We start from the raw sequence: 20,616 nt of genomic DNA on the forward strand, positions 1-20,616 counted from the left end.
TCCCAGAGCAGCAGCGGCGCCGAAGCTGATAGCTTCGGCGCCGCGCCAATTTTTATGTACCGAAGCGACGAATGGCTTGAGCCGTCAAATACCGGTCGTAGATGCTCGGACCAATGTTGTATTCGGGTCCAAAGCCACCGGTGATCTGCTTCGCCTGCACAAAGCGGCTCATACGGTTCGACTGCACGTCATGGCTGTGCACATGCGTCCATGACCAGAGCGGATGACCGCCATCCATGAACGTTGTGTCCCCGTCCTTGTACTGACTGAAGGCAGGCTCGAAGGATTTCCAGATCTCGCCACGCCGGTCATAGGTCAGGTACGACACGAACATCATGTTGCGCATGTCGATATAGACACGCTTCTTTCCGACCGGTGCGCGCGGATACCCGATGGGCTCGGCCTCTACCACCAGCACTTCGGGGATCAGCTCCTTGTAATCTTCAAAGAATGTCTGTCCATTCGGACCGCCATGGACCTCGCGTTCCCAATTGGCGTTCGTCTTGCCCGTCCAGTTGCCCGAAACCGCACCGAGATGCGGCTTCGTCCCGATGACCTTGTAGTTGCCCCAGGTAAGCATTGGATCGCCGGCCGCCCAGGCATCAGACAGGAAGATCGTGATGCCGGGGACAAGCGGCTCGAAGCGCTGGTTGGTCGGGAAATTGCGCACACGCTTGAAAGCGGGCAGATAGCCCAGAAGATCCGGGAATTTGCGTTGATCGTAATACCAGGTGTTGAGAAATGCCGTTCCCCGCGCATCGGTCGGCGAGGTGAACCACACTGCCTGGTAACGCAGCTTGTCTTCGTCGCCGGCCTGATAGGGCGAGGACTTGTTGACGAGGCCGGTCGTGTTCTGCTCGGCCCAGACGAAATCATATTGGTAGGACAAGGTGCCTGACGGCGAGATGTCCCAGTCACGCACTGCATAGACCGACTCGTCGTGCCGACCCCATGACAGCGTCAGATTGTAGAAGGCCTCCTCGCCCGTCTGGGCATTCGGAAATGGATTGCCGCCAATCCATGGCTTGCCGTCGTCCGTGACGACATTGCCATCGGAATCGAAGCGCGCGCGGCCGGCGTTGCGGAGCGTCGCCTCAAGATACTCGTGCGGAAAGAGCTTCGTCACATCGCGCGTCGTTTCGACGATGTTGATCCGTCGACCCATTTCCTTGACCTGCCGATAGGCGATCGGATCGAGCAGATCCTTCACGACATCGACATTGTCGGCCGTGATGACATCGCCGGGCTTCACCTGCCCTTTGGTGTACATCTCGATCGAGAGCAGCTCGTCGGGATATGCCTTGTCGATCGTGCCCGACTTCGCAATCTCCGGCCAAAGCGGAGACAGCACGCCGGCCGTTGCAATCCCCTTCAGGGACTTCTCCATGAAAGTCCGGCGCGAGAACTCTCTGTCATATTTCCGAATTCGCATTTCCTTCCTCCTCCCAGTAGGACAGGAACCCTCCAACCCCGATCAGGGCCGGACCGGGGCCATCTCGTTCAAATCAATCTCCGGATGTCTGATCGCCTCGGCAGCCTTTGCGCGGGGCGCCGCAGCTCTGTTATCGGCCTCGGCCGACAGGGCCGAGAGATCGATGCCTTCGCTCACGAGCAACTTCTTGGAATCGATGAATCGCGGACGGATCAGCCACACCAGCAGCGGCACCACGATCAGCGCAATGACCATGTTGATCAGCATGACCATCACCAGCAACAGGCCCATGTCGGCCAGGAACTTCAGCTCTGAAAGGAAGTACCAAGGCATGATGCCGATCAGAACGATGGTTGCGGTGAAGAAGATCGCCTTGCCGGTCGTCGTCACGGCCGTCAGGATCGCGGCAGCCATGTCCTTGCGCATCTGGTATTCTTCGTAGATACGGCTCAGCAGATAGATGCCGTAGTCAATGCCCACGCCAACGCCAATGGCGGCAATCGGCAATGTGTTGACATCGAGGCCGATGCCCATTTCGGTCATCACCGCACCGAGCAACAGGTTCGACAGGTTGACCGGGATCAACAGCAGGACGCCGGCTACAACGGAGCGATAGGCAAGGCTGCAGGTGATCAGAATGACAACGTTCAGCAGACCCAGAATGACCCATTGATAGGTGTCGACGGTGTCATTGATCGACTGCTGCAAGGCAATGGTGCCGCTGCCCAGACGTATACGGAAATCGTCATACTCCGTTCCGATGATCTCCAGTGCGGCACGCGCCTGATACAACGCTTCATCCACCGTTCCCTGCTTGTTGTCCTTGTACCAAAGCGACACCGTTCCATTGCGTTGTTCGAAATCGGCAACATGCAGGAACGCCTTCGGCCCTGTTCCGACCATCAGCGCACCAGCCGCCGCGTTGACGGCTGCATCGTCGTGATCCAGCGGCGCCCATTTCGGGTTGCCGCCGCTGAAAAGCCTGCTGGCCTCCGGTAGATAGTCGGCGAAAGAGAGCGAGGCTTCGGGTGGATTTGGCTGGCTCTCGAGCAGATGCTGCAGGCGCTGCATTGTCAGTACCGTTTCCGCCTTGCGCACGACACGATCGAGACTGTCGGGCGATTTGGATTCGAAAACGATTTCGAGTGTGTTCAGACCGGGAAAATGACTGTTGATATTGGCGACAGCGACGTTGAACTCGGAATGCTCCCATAGAAGATTGCTTCCTTCGACAGGATTTCCGATCTTGATATCGAGCACCTTGTTGAAGCTGATGACTGCGAGGGTCGCGACTCCAATGGCCGTCAGAACCGACATCTTGCCGATGGAGAGACGGCCAATAGCACCGAGCAGCATCCGGATTCCGCTGTAGCCGCTCTTCGGGTCACCCGCGCCCACCATGCGATCGACATTGCGCGGCTTCGGCAGCAGCATGATCAGAAGGGGGGTCAGAAACACGTTTGTCGGGATCAGGATCAGCGCCCAGAAACCGCAGAAAAGTGCGAAACGCTCCATCGCGGGGATGGGCGCGACCCCGATGATGAACAGGCCCAGGGCATCGGTCGTGATGCCGAGTACACCCGGCGCCATCATCACGCTGAGAGAAACTTCGGCAGCGCGGCGCCGGTCCTTCACGTGATGCAGGATTTCGTAGTAGCGTTCGGTGAATTGCACGCAATGACTGAACGACCGCGCGACCAGCAGCAGCGGCACGACCATGATCAGGGGCTCGATCGGTTGACCCAGCCAGCCGACGAAGCCGAATCCCCAGACGGCGGCAACAATGCTGGTCACCAGCGGCGCGACGACGCCGACAACATTGCGCATGTAGAAGACCAGGGCGAGCAGCAACGCGATGGCGGTGATCGCAAAGATGCCGAACATCTGCTGTTCGTAGAAATAGACCCATCCGGTCAAGACCGGCTGGCCAGCAATGTAGACTTCGTGCCCGTCGTCCTGCGCGTCCTTGACCAGCTTGTCCAGGTACTCGAACGTCTCGCCATAGTCGAGCAGGCGCTCGATGAAGGTCGCGTTGACCAACGTCGCCGTTTCGTCTTCGGAGATCATGAATGTGCGCACGTTCGGCGCCTTCAGCACGCGCGAGCGAAACTCGGCGATCTCTTCCGCCGTGCGCGGCGGGTGATCTTCCATCAGCGGGCGTGAATCGATGCCGTCCGGCGTCGCCTCGGCGTAGCGCGCCTTTTCGGTGGCGACCGAGAGGATCTGATCGTGATCGACGCCCGGCGCAAGGTCGATGTCGCGGGTCAGGTCCCAGACCTTGGCAAGGGTTTCGGGGTTGTAGATGTCCCCGTCCTTGCGCTTGATCATGACGGTGACGGTCAGCGGATTTCCGAAGTTCGGATGGTCCTTGTAGGTCTGCACGAAGGGATGGTTCTTGGGCAGAAGGTCGCTGAAGATCGTTCTCAGTTCGACGTTCGTCAGGCCCATCGCAAAGAATGCCGTGATCGCCACGATCACGAACAGCGACAGCCACCGATAGGACATGGCGGCGCGGGCCAATCGAATACTCAGACGTTCCACTCGGTACTCCCCCCTCATCCGTCCCCGCAACGGTTCGTTCATCTCATAAACTGTTTTTTTTGTAAATTATTTATTGAATCTCTCTAAAAATCCCGTCCGCTGACGTGGCCCCTTTTGCCGCGCGGCGCCGAAACCCGCCGCTTCGAGGATCGTGGGCGACGGGGTCTCTCTGCGCCCCGCCCTAAAGAGTGGCGATGACTTCGATCGTCGCGACCGGCAGAAATTGCGCCGGTTTCCGGCGAGTGCAGGGCCGAACATGCGGTCGACAATCCGCGATCACGGGCGCCGCGGGAACTACACGAAGGGGGTGCGGCGGGCGCGCAATCGGGGGCGCCGCGGACCGCCCGAAGGGGTGGGGAGCACCGGCCGCGGCGCGCCTAGGCTGCAGTCCGAAGAAAGCGCGTCGCGGCCCGGATCAACTGTGGCGCGAGAGGAAAACCGGGAGGAACACCGTGGCCCAAATGGGAGACCTGCTCTGGTCGCCATCCGAAGAGATGGTGGCGGCGGCGAACGTTACCGCGTTCATCGAATGGCTCAACGCTCGTGGCCACAACTTCCGGAGCTACGACGAATTGCGGCGCTGGTCGGTCGACGACATCGCGGCGTTCTGGGAAGCGGTGTGGAAATATTTCAACGTCAAGTCGCCGACACCTTACGAATGCGTGCTGCGCGACGCGAAGATGCCGGGCGCGATCTGGTTTCCCGGTGCGCGGGTCAACTATATCGAGACGCTGCTGTCGAAAGGCGACGGCGCGAAGACGGCGATCTGGGCGGCGGGTGAGGAAGGCACGGCGCAGAAGATCAGCTGGGGCGAATTGAAGGCGCGTGTTTTCAAACTGGCAACGGCGCTGCGCGACCTCGGCGTCAAGCCCGGCGACCGGGTGGCGTCCTATCTGCCGAACGTGCCGGAGGCGGCGGTCGCCTTTTCTGCCAGCGCCAGCATCGGCGCCGTGTGGTCGAGCTGCTCGCCGGATTTCGGTGCGGCGAGCGTCATCGACCGTTTCAGCCAGATCACGCCGAAGGTGTTGTTCGCGACCGACAGCTACCGCTATGGCGGCAAGGTGTTCGACCGGCGGGCCGAAGTGAAGTCGATGATTGACGCCCTGCCCTCTCTCGAACATGTGGTGCATGTGCCGGGCGCGGCGGGCGAAGGCGCGCCGATTGCGCCGGAGGCGATTTCCTGGGCGTCGCTGATGGCGCGGCCGGCGGTTGCGGATTTCGCTTTCGAGGAAACCGCTTTCGATCATCCGCTGTGGATCGTCTATTCGTCGGGCACGACGGGGTTGCCGAAGCCCTTCGTACACGGACATGGCGGGGTGCTGCTGGAAGCGTTGAAGTTCACGCATTTCCATCTCAACCTGAAGCCGACGTCCTGCATGTTCTACTTCACCACCACAGGCTGGGTGATGTGGAACATATTGCTGTCGGGCCTCGTCGCCGGCTCGACGGTTGTGCTTTACGACGGCAACCCGATGGTGCCGAAACCCGACCGGCTGTGGGCGCTCGCGGCCGAGACCGGCATGACGCTGTTCGGCGCCAGCCCGACCTTCCTCAACGGACAGATGAAGGAAGGCATCCGCCCCAACAAACTTTACGACATGAGCGCGATGGACAGCATCCTGCTCGGCGGCTCGCCGGTGATGCCGGAACACATGGAGTGGTGCTACGACAATATTCGTTCCGACATCTGGGTGACGTCGCAGAGTGGCGGCACCGACGTCGCCTCGGCGTTTGTCGGCGGCGTGCCGACGCTGCCGGGCTACGCCGGCGAGATCCAGGCGCGCTGTCTCGGCGTCGATGTAAATGCGTTCGACGACAGCGGAAACGAAATTGTCGATGAGGTGGGCGAGCTTGTCGTCAGCCAGCCAATGCCGTCGATGCCGCTTTTCTTCTGGAACGACGAGGGCGGACACCGCTATCGCGACTCGTATTTCGACACCTATCCCGGGCATTGGCGGCATGGCGATTACTTCAAGGTCAACGAGCGCGGCGGCTGTTTCATTCTCGGGCGTTCGGATTCGACGCTCAACCGCTATGGCGTCAGGATCGGGACAGCGGAGATCTATCGCACCATCGAAGGCATCGCGGGGATCGAAGACAGCATCATCGTCAATCTCGACCTGCCGGGCGGCACCTTTTTCATGCCGCTTTTCGTCGTTCTTTCGAAAGGACAGACGCTCGACGACGCGCTGCGCCAGACGATCAACAAGACGTTGAAGGAGAAGTATTCGCCGCGTCATGTGCCCGATCGCATTTATCAAGTGGATGCCGTTCCCTACACGCTGACCGGGAAGAAGATGGAAGTCCCGGTACGGAAGATCCTGCTCGGTGCGCCCGTGGACAAGGCGGCGAGCCGCGATGCCATGTCGAATCCGGATGCCATCGACTATTTCGTGACCTTCGCCCGGACGCAGCGCGAGTATCCCATGGCGGCCGATTGACGGGGATAAGTCACAGCGGCGCGACAGCCAGACCCCCCCCTCTGTCACGCAACTGTCAAAAAACTGTCACAAATGCTTCTTGTGCGGGGCAAGGGGTGGGGATAAGTGCGACTTATCCCCCCAGGATGGCGCACGCGAAAATAACTTATCCCCGGTTCCGGACGTGCCCTCCCCGCCCCGACGATTCTCCGCGTTTTTCGTCCCTCCCCTTGCAGCGCGCAAGATGAGCGTGACGGTCATGTTGCGACAAAGAAAAAGGCTGCCCCGCTTTTGCGGGGCAGCCAAGGATACGGGAGGAGGAGGGATCGCTCCCGAGGAGGTATGCCCAATCGAGCAGCGCAGTGTTTCGCAATCGGCCGGCCGGCGGAACTACACGATAGAGTAACGCCGGCGCGTCGATCGGTGACCTGCGTTTCAGGACGCGCTTTCGCTCAGCACCCGGAGTTTCGCTAGGACAGTTTCGGGTACCAGAGAGACCGGCACTTCCGTGAAGACGGGAGTATCGCCGGCAAGCGCAACATCGCCCCCCTCCCAAAAGGCGGGGGCGAGAATTCTTCCATCGGCGGCCGCGGCGGACCCGTAAATGCGGTCAAAGCCTGTGGCCTCGTCTGCAGCGCCCGGCATGACGAGGACGGAGGTCATTTCATAGTGACGGGCGATATTGGTGAGGGGCTCGAAAAATTCCAGCGCACGGGGATCGGCTTCGGTGAAGCGCAACACGCCGATCGCGGGCACGACCAGCGCGCGCAGCAGATCGGCCAGCGCCATGGCGAGGTCGTCCAGCACGTCTTCGTCGATCTCGCCTTGATCCATCAAGGCCTGCGCCAGCGCGCCCGGCCCCGGCAGGGCGAGCGCCAGCGGCCTCGCCCCCAGCGCACCCGTGGCGGTTTCGATGCCGCGCTTGAGACGCGTGCGCAGGCCGGCATCGGACAGCAGGTCTTCGATGCCGGCGCTATCGGTCCTTTCGATGCCCTGCGCGCGCGCGAAGGCGGCGATGCCGGCGCCGATGTCGATATCAACAATGTCGAGCGCCAGCAGCGATGCCAGCTCGCGCAGGAAGAGGCCGAGTTCGCCCGGCGTGTCCCAGGGATCGTCGCCGCCGCGCAGCACACGGGCGCCGAAGGCCATGCCGTCGATCCAGAGAGGCGGCAAGCCATTCGGGCTCATGACATCAGGCCTTGGCGCGCTTGCGGCAATCGGCCAGCTCGGCTTCAAGCCTGTCGATCTTCACCTGGAGCGGATGGGCCATGACGACCGGCGGATTCACCCGGGCCGCGGGATGGAGCTTGTCGGGATCGCCGGCATGGACCATCGTCTTGTCGTCCCAGCTGCCGTAATAGGGCACCTTGCCGGAAGGCCGGTCCTTCACCCATTCCCTGCAGAAGACATCGAAGGGCTTGCTCTTCGCAATACGTTCGCGACGGGCCTCGTCGCGGGCCATGGCGGTCGCCGCCTCGTCCACAAGCAGGGTCTCCTTGTCGTAGACCACGCGGTAGATGCGCCAGGCAACATCGTCGGAAATCAGACCCTCGTCCATGTCGCGCATGACGTCGGCCGGCTCGCGTTCCAGCGGATCGCCAAAGCCGCCGCCGGTGCCCTGCGCGATCATGTAGAGTTCGCCGCGGCTCGCCAGCGTGTAGCCGAGCGTCATCGGATGGGTCGAGTATTTCGCCTCCGGGAAGGGGCGTTCGTTCATCAGCTCCTCGATCGAATAGCGGAAGGAGGCCGGATCGCTCTTCAGAATCTCGAAGACATCGACGCCACTGATGCGAGACAGCGGATAGGACGGGCAGCCATATCCGCCGAAGAGGCCCGGTACGTTCGGGAACCTGGCGCCCATCGCCGTCAGCATGAAGCCGAAGGCCGGGCTGTCGCGCATGGCCAGGATCATCTGGTAGCCCATGCCGCCGCGCTGGCGGCCGAAGCCCTGATTGTCCTTCATCATCTTTTTCGAGACGATCTGTATGAAGGGCATTTCCTCTTCGATGAACTCCTGCTCGCCAATGTCGGACATGGTGGCGAAGATCGGCGCGCAGCCATGCTGGCCGTCGCGGTCGGCCAGTGCGCCGCCGCCCATGCCGTTGATGTCGGCGCAGACATTGCCGACCATTTCGCCATGCTGCGTCAGGCCGCCGAACAAGAAGGTGTTGATCATGTTGAACCAGGGCGCCAGCACGCGCGTGTACTTGTGCGGGTTCGAATAGAGGAATTTCATCGCGCAGACCTGGCCGGCGCTCCAGGCGGTGAAAACCGTCATCATCGACTGTGCGTTCGGCGTGCCGAATGCCGGCTTCAGTACCGAAGGATTGTCGAAGACAAACTTCATCGGCGCCAGCACGCCCTGATTGCGCGGAATGTCCGGCCAGATGAAAGTAAGGAAGAGCTGGGCCAGCATTCCCTTGACCGTAATGTCGAGGCTGTTGTTCGAGCGGTTGGTGAATTCGGGGCTCGAACCGCGATAGTCGAAGGTGAGCTGATCGCCCTTCTTCGTGAGTTCGAGGTTGATCTTGATCTGGACGTTCTCGCGCAGCGTGCCGTCGGTCCACCATGAATGACGCACGGTGCCGTCCGGCCATTCCTTCAACCGGCGGCGAACCTCGGCGTCAGTGTCCTCGAGATTCATGCGCAGCGCGGCGACGACAGACTCGACACCATATTCGGCAATTGCCTCGTGGATGCGGGTTTCGATGCGGCGGCAGACATACATCTTCACCTTCATGTCCGCATATTGCAGCTTCGGCTCGCGGACCGAATTCTGCAGGAAGGTGACGAGATCGCGGCGCAGCTTGTAGTTCTCCGCCACCTTGAAGGGCGACATTTTCAACCCTTCGTCCCAGATCTGCTCGGCCAGCGAGGGCATGCCGCCGGGCTCGATGGCGCCGTTCTCGCCTTCATGCACGGTGGCGCCCGCCCAAGCGACGATCCTGCCGTCGTGGAAGACCGGCATCATCATCGACTGATCGGTATTGTGCGCCTGACCGTAACGGGCGTCGTTGACGATGAAGACATCGCCTTCCTTGATGCCGACGGTCGCTTCCGAGGCCCAGTACTTGTTGATGAACTTGATCGGGTACTGCACCAGATTGCAGAAAATGACGACGCCGCCGGAGCTGGCGAGCGACAGGTCACCCGACGCCGTGTAGACGGCCGAGACGCAGTCGCCCCATTTGGCGCCCGGCGCCGCGCCCATGTTCTCCAGCATCTCGAAGCTCTCGTTGACGCCGGCCAGCAGTCGCTCACGGACGATTTCGAGGCGGACCGGATCGTTTTCCTTCGCAATGCATTCGTCTTCATAAGCGGTACGCGGTTCGAGGCCGTGATTTTCCATGATCGCGGGATCGGGCGCGAGATAGAGATTGGTCTCGCTCAGGAAGGCGTCCACCGCGCTCGACGGCGCACCGGCGATGTCCATGTCGTCACCCATTTTCGTTCCTCCGGAGCGGTTCGTTTGTTTTGTGCGTTTCGTTCGCACTGCCACCCGCCCCCCAGGGGCGGGTGGTCGCTGATCTTGTTGGCCCTGCAAGAAACATCACCACCCCCTATTCCACTCTCTCGAAGAGAGCGGCGCCGTAGCGGCCGATCTTCAGGCGCCAGCCGGGCTCGACCAGGTAGGTCGTCGAGGGCGAGATGACGACAGCCGGGCTTTCGACCACCGACCCGAAAGAGAGTTCGGCAAGATCGTGGAAGGCCGTGTTCAGCGCGCCGTCATGACCGACGAAGTGACACGCCTTGTGCTGCGTGGCGGCCGGCGCCGGCGCCAGTTCCGCGTCCTTCGGCAGGATGTCGTTGAATTTCAGCGTCGACATCGAGGAATAGGTGGCGACACGAATGGTGTTGATGCGGATGCCGGCTTCCGGCGCCTGGCTGCCTTCGCCATAGCGGCGGCCGTAATCCTTCGAGAAGGCGGCCAGCACTTCCATCAGGTCGTCGGCCGTTTCAAGACGATTCTTCGAAACGACGACGGCAGTCTGTGCCAGCTGGTTGCCGTAGCGCATGTCGAGTTCGAGCCGGTGACGGATATTGGCCGGATCGATGCCCTGACGCAGCAGGTCGTCGCGCCCCTTTTCCTCCAGTTCCTCGACCAGCGCATTGAAGGTGTCGAAGTCGTCGAAGATCTTGCGCGTGTTCGAATCGTAGAGCGACAGATAGAGCGAACGTTCATGGAAGTGGAGCTGGTCCATGTTGCCGGCACCGATGGCCGAGAAGATGGCGCTGAAGGGCGGCACCATGACACGCGAGACGCCCAGCACATTGGCGATGCCGCAGGCATGCAGCGGACCGTTGCCGCCATAGGCCAGGATCGTGAAGTGACGCGGCTCATATCCACGGACACGCAGTTCCTGCGCGATGCCATTGGCCATGTCGTTGTCGATCTTCTGGCGGATCAGCTTCGCCGCGCCGACGGCGTCGGTTTCCATCGGCTCGCCGACTTCCTTTTCGAGCGCGCGGGTGGCGCGGCGCTCGTTGAGCGGAATCGTGCCGTCGGCATAGCGGTCGGCCAGCAGATAGCCCAGTGACAGATCGGCATCGGTGACGGTCGGGTTGCGGCCGCCGCGATTGTAGCAGGCGGGGCCCGGATCGGAGCCGGCGCTTTCGGGGCCGACGACAACCGCCCGGCGCAAGCGGTCGTAGCGCGCGATCGAACCGCCGCCCGCGCCCAGCGTCACCAGATGGACCATCGGAATGTTGACCAGCCAGCGCCCGATGACCGGGTTGAAGTCGTAGAACTTGACGCCGCCCTTGACGACAAGGCCGATGTCGAAGGAGGTGCCGCCCATGTCGGTGCAGACGACATTGCCGAGATCGGCCTCGACGGCCAGATGTTCCGACGCATTGATGCCGGCGACGGGACCGGAATGAATGGTCTGGAGCGCGTCGGTCGAGTTCAACTGCGCCATGCCGCCCGAATTGTGGATCACCAGCATCGGCTTCTGGTAGCCATTGTCGCGCAGGTTCAATTCCAGCGTCGAAAGGCCGTGATACATCGCGTTGTGCAGGAAGGCGTCGATGATGGCCGAGGAGGTGCGCGCATATTCGCCCTTGCGGCCGCCGACCTGATGCGAGAGCACGATGGGGGCTGAGCCCAGCAGATGCTCGGGGAATTCCTCGCGGATGATTTCCTCGACCAGCAATTCGTGTTCCGGTTCCACCACGGCATTGATCAGCGAGACGACGAAGGCCTGGACGCCGTTGTCGACCAGCTTGCGGACCTGGGCCCGCACGTCTTCGGCATCGACCGCCATCAGGATTTCGCCGGTTTCGGCAACGCGCTCGCGGATGCCGACGATCATCTGGACCGGCACCAGCGGTTCGGGGCGCTCGGCCATGGGCAGGTCGCGGCGCAGGCGGTCGGGCAGGCCCTCGCCGTAGCCGCGGCCACGGCTCAGCGGCACCATGGCCTCGAAGCCCGCCGTGACCAGCAGGCCGACACGGGGACCGCGACGCTCGATCAGCGCGTTGGTGCCCAGCGTCGTCGCGTAGCGCACGCTGTCGACCTCGCGCATCACTTCTTCCAGCGTCAGGCCCAACTGCTCATAGGCCATTTTCAGCGAGGCGTTGAAACCCAGCGCCAGGTTCTGATGCGTGGTCAGCGACTTCGCCTCGACATAACGCTCGTCCCAGACAAGCGAGCAGTCGGTGAAAGTTCCGCCGATGTCGACAGATACGCGGCGCATGGGGCGATCTCCAAAAACCGGGTCAGAGCGAAAGGTTCAGTGCGAATGGGAAGGTGCGACGAATTCCGGCCCCAGTACCGGCTCACTCAGCGGCTCGCGCGCCGCCCATTGCGCCTTCAGCGCATCGATATCGAGTTCGATGTCGTGGGCCGGCGGATGGCCCGGCGGCAGATATTCGACCTCGGCCAGACGGCCGCATTCGGGACAGCAATATTCGAGGATGCGGCACCAGTCGGCATCGGGCGCGAAGGTGAAGTCGTAGCGTTCGGCGTCGAGGATCGGCGCGTGAATTTCCGCCGGCGCGCGTTCGCGCACCAGAAGGCCCTTCTTGTAGTTGTCGCGGGCCGCGCCGATTTCATGGCCGCAGCCGGCGCATTCCCATGTCTCGCTGTCGAGATCGATGGTCAGGGCTGCCGTGAAAAATACCTTCATTCGCTTCACTCCCGGTCGCGCCGCAGGAAAAGGTCGCCGTTGCCGCTGACGACGAAGCGCCAGCCCGGCCTTACATGGGCGGTGAAAAACGCCTCCTCGACGAGGCAGGGCCCCTTGAACCAGTCTCCGGGCGCCAGATTTTCGAGGCGAAAGAGCGGCAGGCTGTCGCGCCCCTGGCGCGTGCCTTCGGGCGTTGCCTTGCGCTTTTCGTCGAAGCCGGCGCCGGCCAGACGAATCCGGTCGATGGGCTTGCGAACGCGCAGCTCCATCCATGCCTCGGCGTTGAGACCGTCGACCGCGCCGTTCAGCGGTGCACGCACATAGCCCGTTCCGTTGCGCGTCAGCAGCGCATAGTCGAGCGTGCATTCGGCCAGGTCGAAACCTTCCGCCAGCATGCCGCGTCGAGCCTGTTCGGCGAGATCGTCCCGGACGCGCCCCAGCAGATCGCTGCCGCCACCCGTGAGACCGGCCATGTAGCTGTGCTCGATGTCGCTGAAGGCGATGCCATAGGCGCTGAAGACGGCCGCGAATTTCGGAATCAGCGCCGTCTTGAGGCCGGCCTTCTCGGCAACGCCGCAGGCGCTCATCGGGCCGGCGCCGCCAAAGGCCAGCAGCACTGCATCCTTGTTGGCGGACGACCATTGCGCCAGCGAAGCGGCGATCTTGCCGTGATAGGCATCGGCCATGGCGTCGACCGCTTCGGACAGGCCGAGACCCAGCGGTTCGCCGATATGGGTCATGATGGCGCGTTCTGCGCGTTCGCGGTCGAGCGGCATACGGCCGCCGAAATAGGACTGGGGATCGAGAATGCCCATGACCAGAAAGGCGTCGGTCATGGTTGCCATGGTGCCGCCGCGCGCAAAGCAGGCCGGGCCCGGCGCCGAGCCGACGCTTTCGGGACCGACAAGGACCTTGCCGCTCTCGGCGCGCAGGATCGAACCGCCGCCGGCGCCGATGCTGTCGATTTCGGAAAGCGGGATCGCGACCGGCGCGCCTTCGATGCGGCCTGTGTCGTTGACGCGCACGACGCCGTCCTCGAACTTCGCGATGTCGGTGGTGGTGCCGCCGATATCCATCGAGACGGCCGACGGCACGCCGTAATGCGACAGCAGCACCTCGGCGCCGACCACGCCGCCCTGGGGACCCGATGAATAGGTCTTGATGGCGACCGTCTTGGCGACACGGGTCGAATTGCCGTCATTGCGGAATATCAGCAGCGGCTTGCGGGCGCGATGTTCGCGCAGCTTGTTTTCGGCGTTGTAGAGAAATTTCTCCATGGCCGGGTGCAGGAAGGCGTTGATCAGGCTCGCCCAGACGCGCTGTTCGGGGGCGCCGATCTTCGTCAGTTCGGTCGAAAAGAGCAGCGGCACCGCGCCCAGCAGATGACGCGGGAAGGCGCGGTAGAGAATGCGCTTGGCCGCTTTTTCGCGCTCGACGGCATCGGCGCCCGACAGCGCGATGACGACACGGCCGGCGCCGGCCGAGACCAGCTTCGACACGGCCATGACCAGTTCGCCGGCGCCGTTGCCGGCTGCCTCGGCGACGGCGGATGGCGCGACGATGCGCACGCGGTCGGCGACGAAACTTTCGAAGAGGCCGGGCGCCGCATTCATCGCGGCCGACAGCAGCGCCTCGTCGTCGGTCAGCAGGCCGATGCGGGGGCCCTTGCGCTGCACGATGGCATTGGTGCCCTGCGTCGTCGAATAGCGGATGTAGTCGATCGAGCCGACCAGTTTGGGGAGGTCGATCTCGCCGTCGATCTTTTCCGACAGCGCTTCGAGACATTTGACGAAGCATTCGGTCAGATCATGCGGCGTGGTCAGCGTCTTGGCGTGGATCGTCGAAACGCCATCGGTGGCGCAGACATCCGTCAGCGTGCCGCCATTGTCGATGCTTACGAGAAGCCCCACGCGTTCCTCCCCCGTGATCCTGTGCAGCGGTCCGTCCGGACGGGAGCGGCCACCATTCATGACCGGAAGGTAGCGGCCGGCCGGCGCCCCTTCCCCACCCGAAAGAATGGAAATGAGGGGGGATTTCTGGGGAGGCGATGCGGCGGGTTGGATGCGGTGACGCGCGATTTCACCGTCGCAGGCGCCGCGCCCCCGCCCCGAAAAATTCTGCGAATTTTTCGACCCGCCCCCAGGGGCGGGTGAATTTGAGCAATTGTGCTGCGCGTCTACTCAATCAGGCCGAAATGGCGGGCGACGGAGACGGCCTGCATGCGGTTGCTGATCTGCAGCTTTTCGAAGATGTTGCGCAGGTGCCATTTGACCGTGTTGGTGGAGAGCGAGAGGCGGTCGGCCAACGCCTTGTTGGAAAAGCCGTTGGAGACCAGGCGCAGGATTTCGCGCTCGCGCTCGGTCAGTGCCTCGAAGAGATGTGCCGAAGGCGCGTCATCGTCGTCGAAGGACTGACCGTCGAGCACGACCGGCGCATATTCGCCGGCCTCGCCCAGCAGGCGGTCGAGATAGGCCGAGACACGATCCTTCTGCGGCAGGTCGGGAAATTTCGGCAGGGCCTGGCGGGCTTCCTGCAACAGGCGGACGGCCTGGGGACCTTCGTCGAGAACCAGACGGATGAACTGGTCGGGGGCGCCGATCTGGAGTGCCTCGATCAGCGCGCGGCGGGCGGCGCTGACCTGACCTTCGACATTCAGCGAAATCGCCAGCAGCAGATTGAGCTTCATGAAGCGGCGCAGGCGGCGCTGCGTGCGCGCCTTGCGGGCGGCCGGCTGCAACAGGGCGCGGGCATCGGCATGGCGGCCGGCCAGGATCAGCAGGCGCGCCTCGGTGACGGTCTGGGCCTCGGTTTCGCCGGCATGAAAGAACAGATCCTCCTCGCCCTCGCCATCGGCCGCGCCGATGCCGGCGGCACGGATGCGCGCCTTGTCGAGATCGCCCGACAGCGTCGCCTGCCGCACCAGCTCGGCCTTGGCATAGGCGACGAGGCGGCGCAGGTTGTGGCGATGGCCGAGATACATGGCGCGGTCGAGAATTTCCTCGGCCTCGCGTTCCTCGCCGCGCAGCATCGCGATGCGCGCCATGGTCAGGAAGGCGGTGGCCAGCGGTTCGACGATCGCCTGCTGTTCGAGCAGCAGCAGATTGTCGTTGAGCAGCGTCTCGGCCTCGGCGATGCAGTTCTTCTCGTAAAGCGCCTCGGCCAGAAAGGCGGCGATGACCGAGCCGGCGCTGACGCTGGCCGAGGCATATTCCTCGTTGTGGATCTGAGCCTGTTTCAGGCTTTTCAGGGCTTCGTCGTTGCGGCCCTGCGCCGTCAGCACGATGCCGTAGATCCATTCGCAATAGGACAGGCCGAAGAGATTGCCCGCCTCGTCGTGCAATGCGCGGGCCTGCGACAGCAGTTCGCGCGCCTCCTCGAAGCGGCTGTTCAGGTAAAGCCAATAGGCGCGCGCGTTGAGCGCGACCGCATATTCGAGGCCCTGGCGGCCGGCCAGCTGTGTCAGCGCCTCACCGGCCGTCCGGCCGAGTTCGGCCACCTGGTCCTGCGCGGCCAGCACGAAGATGCGGGTGTAGTTCTGGATGCCCCATGCTTCCGGCGTCGTCTCCTCGGCGGCTTCGAGCATGGCATGGCGCAGGGCGACGATCCGGTTGGCCTTGACGAATTCGCGCCGGAAGCCATAGGCGACGATGGCCGCCGTCAGGATGCGGTCATATTTGCGGATCACGGCCGGGGAGAGACGATCGACATAGCGCACGATCAGATCGAGCCGCTCCTCGGTGACCAGACGCTGGATGATGGTGTCGAGAATGCCGGCCGCCGATTCCTCGTCGGCGGCTTCGAGATAATGCAGGATCGCTTCCTCGTTGAAGCCGTGCGCGGCGTACCAATCGGCGATGCGCTTCTGGCGCGCCAGCACTTCGGTTTCGGAGAGATCGCGGCGCAGGCGCGTCAGCAGCACCTGGCGAAAGACCGTGTGGAAGCGGAACCAACGGTGGTCCATGTCGACCGGCGTCAGGAAAAGACCGGAATGTTCGATGTCGGCCAGCGCCGCCTCGCCGCCGGGCCGGCCCGAAACATGTTCGAGCAGTTCCGGGCAGATGCGTTCGGGCATGCAGGCTTCGAGCAGGGTCGCCTGGATTTCGGCCGAGAGATTGTCGAAGACGTCGGTGGCCAGAAAGTCGATCAGGTCGGGCGTGACGCCCGATGCCGGCAAGGCGCGGGCACGGCCGGTGCGGCCGCGCATCGACAGGCGGATGCATTGAAGCGCCGCCGGCCAGCCATCGGTCGCGGCCTGATACTTGTCGACCTCCTCTTCGGAGATGTCGCGGAACTCGCGGAAGAATTCGGCGGTTTCGCCGGCGCGGAAGCGCAGGCCCTCGACATTGACGACAACGGCCTGTTCGCGCAGCTGCAGGCGCGGCAGGTTGATCGAGGGGATGACGCGGGTGCCGATGCAGAGCTGCGCGCCCCTGGGCAGCACGCGCACTAGCTGGGCGATGACGGCTTCCATGCCGGGATGGGCGGCCTGTTCGAAATTGTCGACGACAATGGTGATGCCGGTCCGGATCGCGTGCAGGCTGCGCAGGAAATCCTGGATCGAGGCCGAGGAGCCTTCGGGCAGCGGCACCGGGGCGTCGTCTTCGTGGCGGGCCTGGGCAACCGCCTCGCAGAGCAGACGCAGGAAGCGCGAGGGATCGGAATAATGCGATTCAAGATGCAGCCAGGCGATGCGGCTGCCCTGCGCCTCGCGATGGGCGCCATACTGGCGCAACAGCGTCGTCTTGCCGAAGCCGGCCGGCGCCTGGGCGACGATCAGGCGGACATCGGCGTGGTTCTTCAGCCGGTCGAGCTGCTGCTTGCGCAGGACCAGATTGTTGGATGCGGGCTGGCGCGTCAGCGCGTTGGCGAAAGCGTGGCCGCGCGACCGGCCGGCCAGGGCGCGCGGGCCCGGGCGCTTGCGTTCCGATGTTGCGGTCATCGGCACCCCCCTCCTCCAAGGGCGGGAAACCTTCGCGGTTTCCGTTGAGCCCCGCCTGATGCGGGGCCTGTGCGGCCTTCCGGCGGCGTCGCTCAGGCGGCGTCGGCCGCGATGCGGACCATCAGCTTGCCGTTGTTGCCGCCGGTGTAGAGAAGTTTCAGCGCGTCGGACGCGTTTTCAAGTCCGTCGACGATATGCAGGCGGTATTTCAGTTTTCCGCCGCGCATCCATTCGATCAGCTGTGCGTGGTATTCGGGGAAATGCACCGCATAGTCGAGAATGACGAAGCCTTCGATGACAAGACGCTTCATGATCACGTTGCGGAACATGTAGGGACCCGGCACGGGGCCCGCGGCATTGTAGGTCGAGATCAGGCCGCAAATGACGACGCGGCCGCCATTGTTCATCAATGTCAGGCCGGCATCGAGCTGGTCGCCGCCGACATTCTCGAAATGGACGTCGATGCCGCCCGGCGCTTCGCGCTTCAAGGCTTCGAGCAGGTTTTCCTTGCGGTAGTTGATGGCCGCGTCGAAGCCGAGATCCTGCGTCAGCCAGCGGCATTTTTCATCCGAGCCGGCGACGCCGACGGCGCGGCAGCCGTGCAGCTTGGCGATCTGGCCGACCAGCGCGCCGACGGCACCGGCCGCCGCCGTGACAACCACCGTGTCGCCGGGTTTCGGCTTGCCGATTTCGAGCAGGCCGACATAGGCGGTCGGGCCGGCGACGGCCAGAATGCCGAAGGCGTCGGCGAGCGGCACGCCTTCGGGCCGCGGGAAAGGCGACCAGCCTTCGCCATCGGTGACGAACCAGTCGGACCAGGTGCCGAGGCAAGTGACCAGGGTGCCTTCGGGGAAGGCCGGATTGCGCGACTGCACGACCTCGCCAAGGATGAAGCCCAGCATGCGCGCGCCGAGGGGCAGCGGCTCCATGTAGGTGTCCCAGTCGCTGAGCCAGACGCGGTTGGTGGCATCAAGCGACATGTAGAGCGCGCGGACCAGCACTTCGCCCTCGCCGGGCGCCGGCATCGGCTCGCTGCGCAGGACCAGCGTGTCGGCCTCGATGACATCCTTCGGACGCTTGTTGAAATACCAGTGGCGGGCCTGTTGCGGCACTTCGCCCTCCCCCGACGGCGCGGGACGCGCGGCATTCCGGCCGCGAATCCAGTTGGTTACGGATTTCAGCACCTGATCCTCCCCCGATGCCGCCCTGTTGTTGGGGGGATGCTGGACCGGATTGACCGCCCCATACCCACCCGAAAGGGTGGGTGGGGGACAGGATGGCACAGATCGCTCAGGGGAAAACAGGGATGTTGCCGCTCAGACGGACCTCGTTTTCAGCGATTTCGGGCGGGATCGGGGCAAAAGGCAGGCTGCGCTGCAGGGCCTCGTAGACGGCGCGGTCGAGCGCCGGATGGCCGGCCGATTCGACCAGGCGGATATCGGAGACATTGCCGGAGCGATGCACCAGCAGCGATATGCGGACCACGCCGCCACGGCCGCCGGCGGCGCGCGGATAGACCAGATTGTTGCGGACACGGTCGAACATCATGTTCAGATAGGGGTCGCCGCCCGAGCTGCGGACGATTTCGGGCGCTTCGACCGGGGCCGGGACCTGGTAGCCGGTATCGAGGGTGCGGGCCCATTCCGGTATGTCGAAGCTTTCGGTTTGTTCCTCTTTTTCAACGGCTTGCGGTTCGGGCTCCGGTTCCGGCGCGGTTTCGGGCGCGGCCTGGGCCTCCGCTTCGGGGGCGGCCGCCTCGGTCGCGGTTTCGGGACCGAGCGTCGTCTCGGCCTCGGGGCCCGAACGCGTCAGGCTGCGCGACTGTGGCGGTTCTTCCGTTTCGGGCTCGGGATCGGGGACGGGCGCCGGGGCCTCTTCTTCGGGCACCAGTTCGACCGAAATCGAGGGCGGCTCTTCGAGGGGCGGGTTCGCGGCCGGATTCTGCAATAAAAACGGGAAGATAAGGGCGAGGTTCAGCAGCAGCGCCAAGGCGACCGCGATGGCGAATTCGCTCCAGTGGCGCGGGCGCACCGGCGGGGGCGGCACGACATGGAAGCTGGCGGCCGGACTTGTGCTCACTGCGGTTACAACCATTTCCGGCCGGCTTTCAGCCCTTTTTCAGCCCACCCGCCGGCACGCATGGCGCCGGATCGCAAGGGCGAGCATATCAAGGCACAGCGGCAAAGACAGCCGTACCCCCCCTCTGTCACGGAACTGTCAAAAAACTGTCACATAACGCCGTCATGGATCGATGCGGGTGCCGGACGTTCCGGCCATCACGGCGCCGGCATCGTCGAGATTGCCGATCAAGGCCGGATGGCCGGTCTCGCGCGCGAAGCGGCAGACGGCCTCGATCTTCGGCCGCATCGAACCGGCGGCGAAAGCGGCGGGGTCGAGGGTGCGGGCGGAGACCGATTTCAACGGGCGCTCGGTCGGCAGGCCCCAATCGGCATGGACGGCGTCGACATCGGTCAGGATCAGCAGACGCTCGGCGCCCAGTTCGACGGCGAGCAGGCAGGCCGCGAGGTCCTTATCGATGACAGCCTCGACGCCTTCGGGGGCGCCGTCCCTGCCCTTGCACACCGGGATGCCGCCGCCGCCGGCGCAGATGACCAGACAACCGTCATTCATCAGCCTGCGGATGGTTTCGATCTCGACGATGCCGGAGGGCGCCGGCGAGGCGACGACGCGGCGCCAGACTTTTCCATTCGGGCCGTCGGGCGCGACCGTCCAGCCGCGTTCGGCGGCCAGCGCCTTCGCGGTGGCTTCATCATAGACGGGGCCGATCGGCTTCGACGGCGCGGCGAAGGCCGGATCGGCCGGATCGACCAGGGTCTGGGTCAGGAGGGTCGCGATCTCGCGTTCCGGCAGGGCGCGGCGCAGTGCCGCCTCGATCACATAGCCGATCATGCCCTGCGATTCCGCACCCAGCACGTCGAGCGGGTATGGCGGCGCCTCCTTGTAGGCGTCGGCTTCGAGCGCCAGCAACCCGACCTGCGGGCCGTTGCCGTGAACCAGCACCATTTCATGTTCGCGGGCGATGGCGGCCAGCGCGCCGGCCGCCGCGGCCATGTTGCGGCGCTGATTGTCGATGCTCAGCGCCTCGCCGCGTTTCAGCAGGGCGTTGCCGCCGATGGCGACCAGTACACGCATCGG

12 protein-coding genes are annotated in these 20,616 nt (G+C 63.7%); 1 reads left to right on the plus strand and 11 read right to left on the minus strand.

The window, feature by feature from the left end:
• Window positions 1-52: 52 nt before the first annotated feature.
• Entirely contained in the window at window positions 53-1,432 is a 1,380-nt protein-coding gene (locus tag AAC071_RS02245; RefSeq protein ID WP_339829517.1) for a DUF1329 domain-containing protein, read from the minus strand.
• A 42-nt stretch (window positions 1,433-1,474) separates the two neighbouring features.
• Entirely contained in the window at window positions 1,475-3,973 is a 2,499-nt protein-coding gene (locus AAC071_RS02250) for an MMPL family transporter (RefSeq protein WP_339829518.1), read from the minus strand.
• Window positions 3,974-4,434: 461 nt separating this feature from the next.
• On the opposite strand from AAC071_RS02250, the gene AAC071_RS02255 reads away from it, so the two are divergent.
• Window positions 4,435-6,414, plus strand: a complete 1,980-nt coding sequence (locus AAC071_RS02255; protein WP_339829845.1) for an acetoacetate--CoA ligase — start codon at window positions 4,435-4,437, stop codon at window positions 6,412-6,414.
• Window positions 6,415-6,828: 414 nt separating this feature from the next.
• Here AAC071_RS02255 and AAC071_RS02260 read toward each other — a convergent pair whose 3' ends face one another.
• The 9 genes from AAC071_RS02260 to arcC all read right to left on the minus strand — a co-directional run bounded on the left by AAC071_RS02260 (window position 6,829) and on the right by arcC (window position 20,613).
• Window positions 6,829-7,581 carry a hypothetical protein gene (locus AAC071_RS02260; protein WP_339829521.1) on the minus strand — a complete coding sequence of 251 codons (753 nt, stop codon included), beginning with the start codon at window positions 7,579-7,581 and terminating at the stop codon, window positions 6,829-6,831.
• A gap of 4 nt (window positions 7,582-7,585) precedes the next feature.
• Window positions 7,586-9,838, minus strand: a complete 2,253-nt coding sequence (locus tag AAC071_RS02265) for a hydantoinase B/oxoprolinase family protein (RefSeq protein ID WP_339829524.1) — start codon at window positions 9,836-9,838, stop codon at window positions 7,586-7,588.
• Between the two features lie 115 nt (window positions 9,839-9,953).
• Complete coding sequence (locus AAC071_RS02270; RefSeq protein WP_339829526.1) at window positions 9,954-12,089, minus strand: hydantoinase/oxoprolinase family protein; 2,136 nt, start codon at window positions 12,087-12,089, stop codon at window positions 9,954-9,956.
• A 36-nt stretch (window positions 12,090-12,125) separates the two neighbouring features.
• Complete coding sequence (locus AAC071_RS02275; RefSeq protein ID WP_339829529.1) at window positions 12,126-12,521, minus strand: acetone carboxylase subunit gamma; 396 nt, start codon at window positions 12,519-12,521, stop codon at window positions 12,126-12,128.
• A gap of 5 nt (window positions 12,522-12,526) precedes the next feature.
• Window positions 12,527-14,431, minus strand: coding sequence for a hydantoinase/oxoprolinase family protein (locus tag AAC071_RS02280; RefSeq protein ID WP_339829531.1), 1,905 nt, complete (start codon window positions 14,429-14,431; stop codon window positions 12,527-12,529).
• A 266-nt stretch (window positions 14,432-14,697) separates the two neighbouring features.
• The gene (locus AAC071_RS02285) at window positions 14,698-17,460 is read right to left on the minus strand and encodes a LuxR C-terminal-related transcriptional regulator (RefSeq protein ID WP_339829534.1); all 2,763 of its coding nucleotides are present in this window, start codon (window positions 17,458-17,460) and stop codon (window positions 14,698-14,700) included.
• 92 nt (window positions 17,461-17,552) lie between these two features.
• Complete coding sequence (locus tag AAC071_RS02290; protein WP_339829536.1) at window positions 17,553-18,644, minus strand: NADP-dependent oxidoreductase; 1,092 nt, start codon at window positions 18,642-18,644, stop codon at window positions 17,553-17,555.
• Window positions 18,645-18,750: 106 nt separating this feature from the next.
• Complete coding sequence (locus AAC071_RS02295) at window positions 18,751-19,539, minus strand: energy transducer TonB (RefSeq protein ID WP_339829539.1); 789 nt, start codon at window positions 19,537-19,539, stop codon at window positions 18,751-18,753.
• Between the two features lie 162 nt (window positions 19,540-19,701).
• Window positions 19,702-20,613 carry a carbamate kinase gene (gene arcC / locus AAC071_RS02300; RefSeq protein ID WP_339829541.1) on the minus strand — a complete coding sequence of 304 codons (912 nt, stop codon included), beginning with the start codon at window positions 20,611-20,613 and terminating at the stop codon, window positions 19,702-19,704.
• Window positions 20,614-20,616: the final 3 nt, after the last annotated feature.

It is taken from the genome of uncultured Parvibaculum sp. (assembly GCF_963975745.1).
GTDB lineage: Bacteria > Pseudomonadota > Alphaproteobacteria > Parvibaculales > Parvibaculaceae > Parvibaculum.

Excerpts from the sequence above, each read along its gene's own strand:
- AAC071_RS02245 (WP_339829517.1), bottom strand. The coding sequence starts at position 1,432 with ATGCGAATTCGGAAATATGACAGAGAGTTCTCGCGCCGGACTTTCATG.
- AAC071_RS02275 (WP_339829529.1), bottom strand. The coding sequence starts at position 12,521 with ATGAAGGTATTTTTCACGGCAGCCCTGACCATCGATCTCGACAGCGAG.
- AAC071_RS02255 (WP_339829845.1), top strand. The coding sequence starts at position 4,435 with ATGGGAGACCTGCTCTGGTCGCCATCCGAAGAGATGGTGGCGGCGGCG.
- AAC071_RS02260 (WP_339829521.1), bottom strand. The coding sequence starts at position 7,581 with ATGAGCCCGAATGGCTTGCCGCCTCTCTGGATCGACGGCATGGCCTTC.
- arcC (WP_339829541.1), bottom strand. The coding sequence starts at position 20,613 with ATGCGTGTACTGGTCGCCATCGGCGGCAACGCCCTGCTGAAACGCGGC.
- AAC071_RS02270 (WP_339829526.1), bottom strand. The coding sequence starts at position 12,089 with ATGCGCCGCGTATCTGTCGACATCGGCGGAACTTTCACCGACTGCTCG.
- AAC071_RS02285 (WP_339829534.1), bottom strand. The coding sequence starts at position 17,460 with ATGACCGCAACATCGGAACGCAAGCGCCCGGGCCCGCGCGCCCTGGCC.
- AAC071_RS02265 (WP_339829524.1), bottom strand. The coding sequence starts at position 9,838 with ATGGGTGACGACATGGACATCGCCGGTGCGCCGTCGAGCGCGGTGGAC.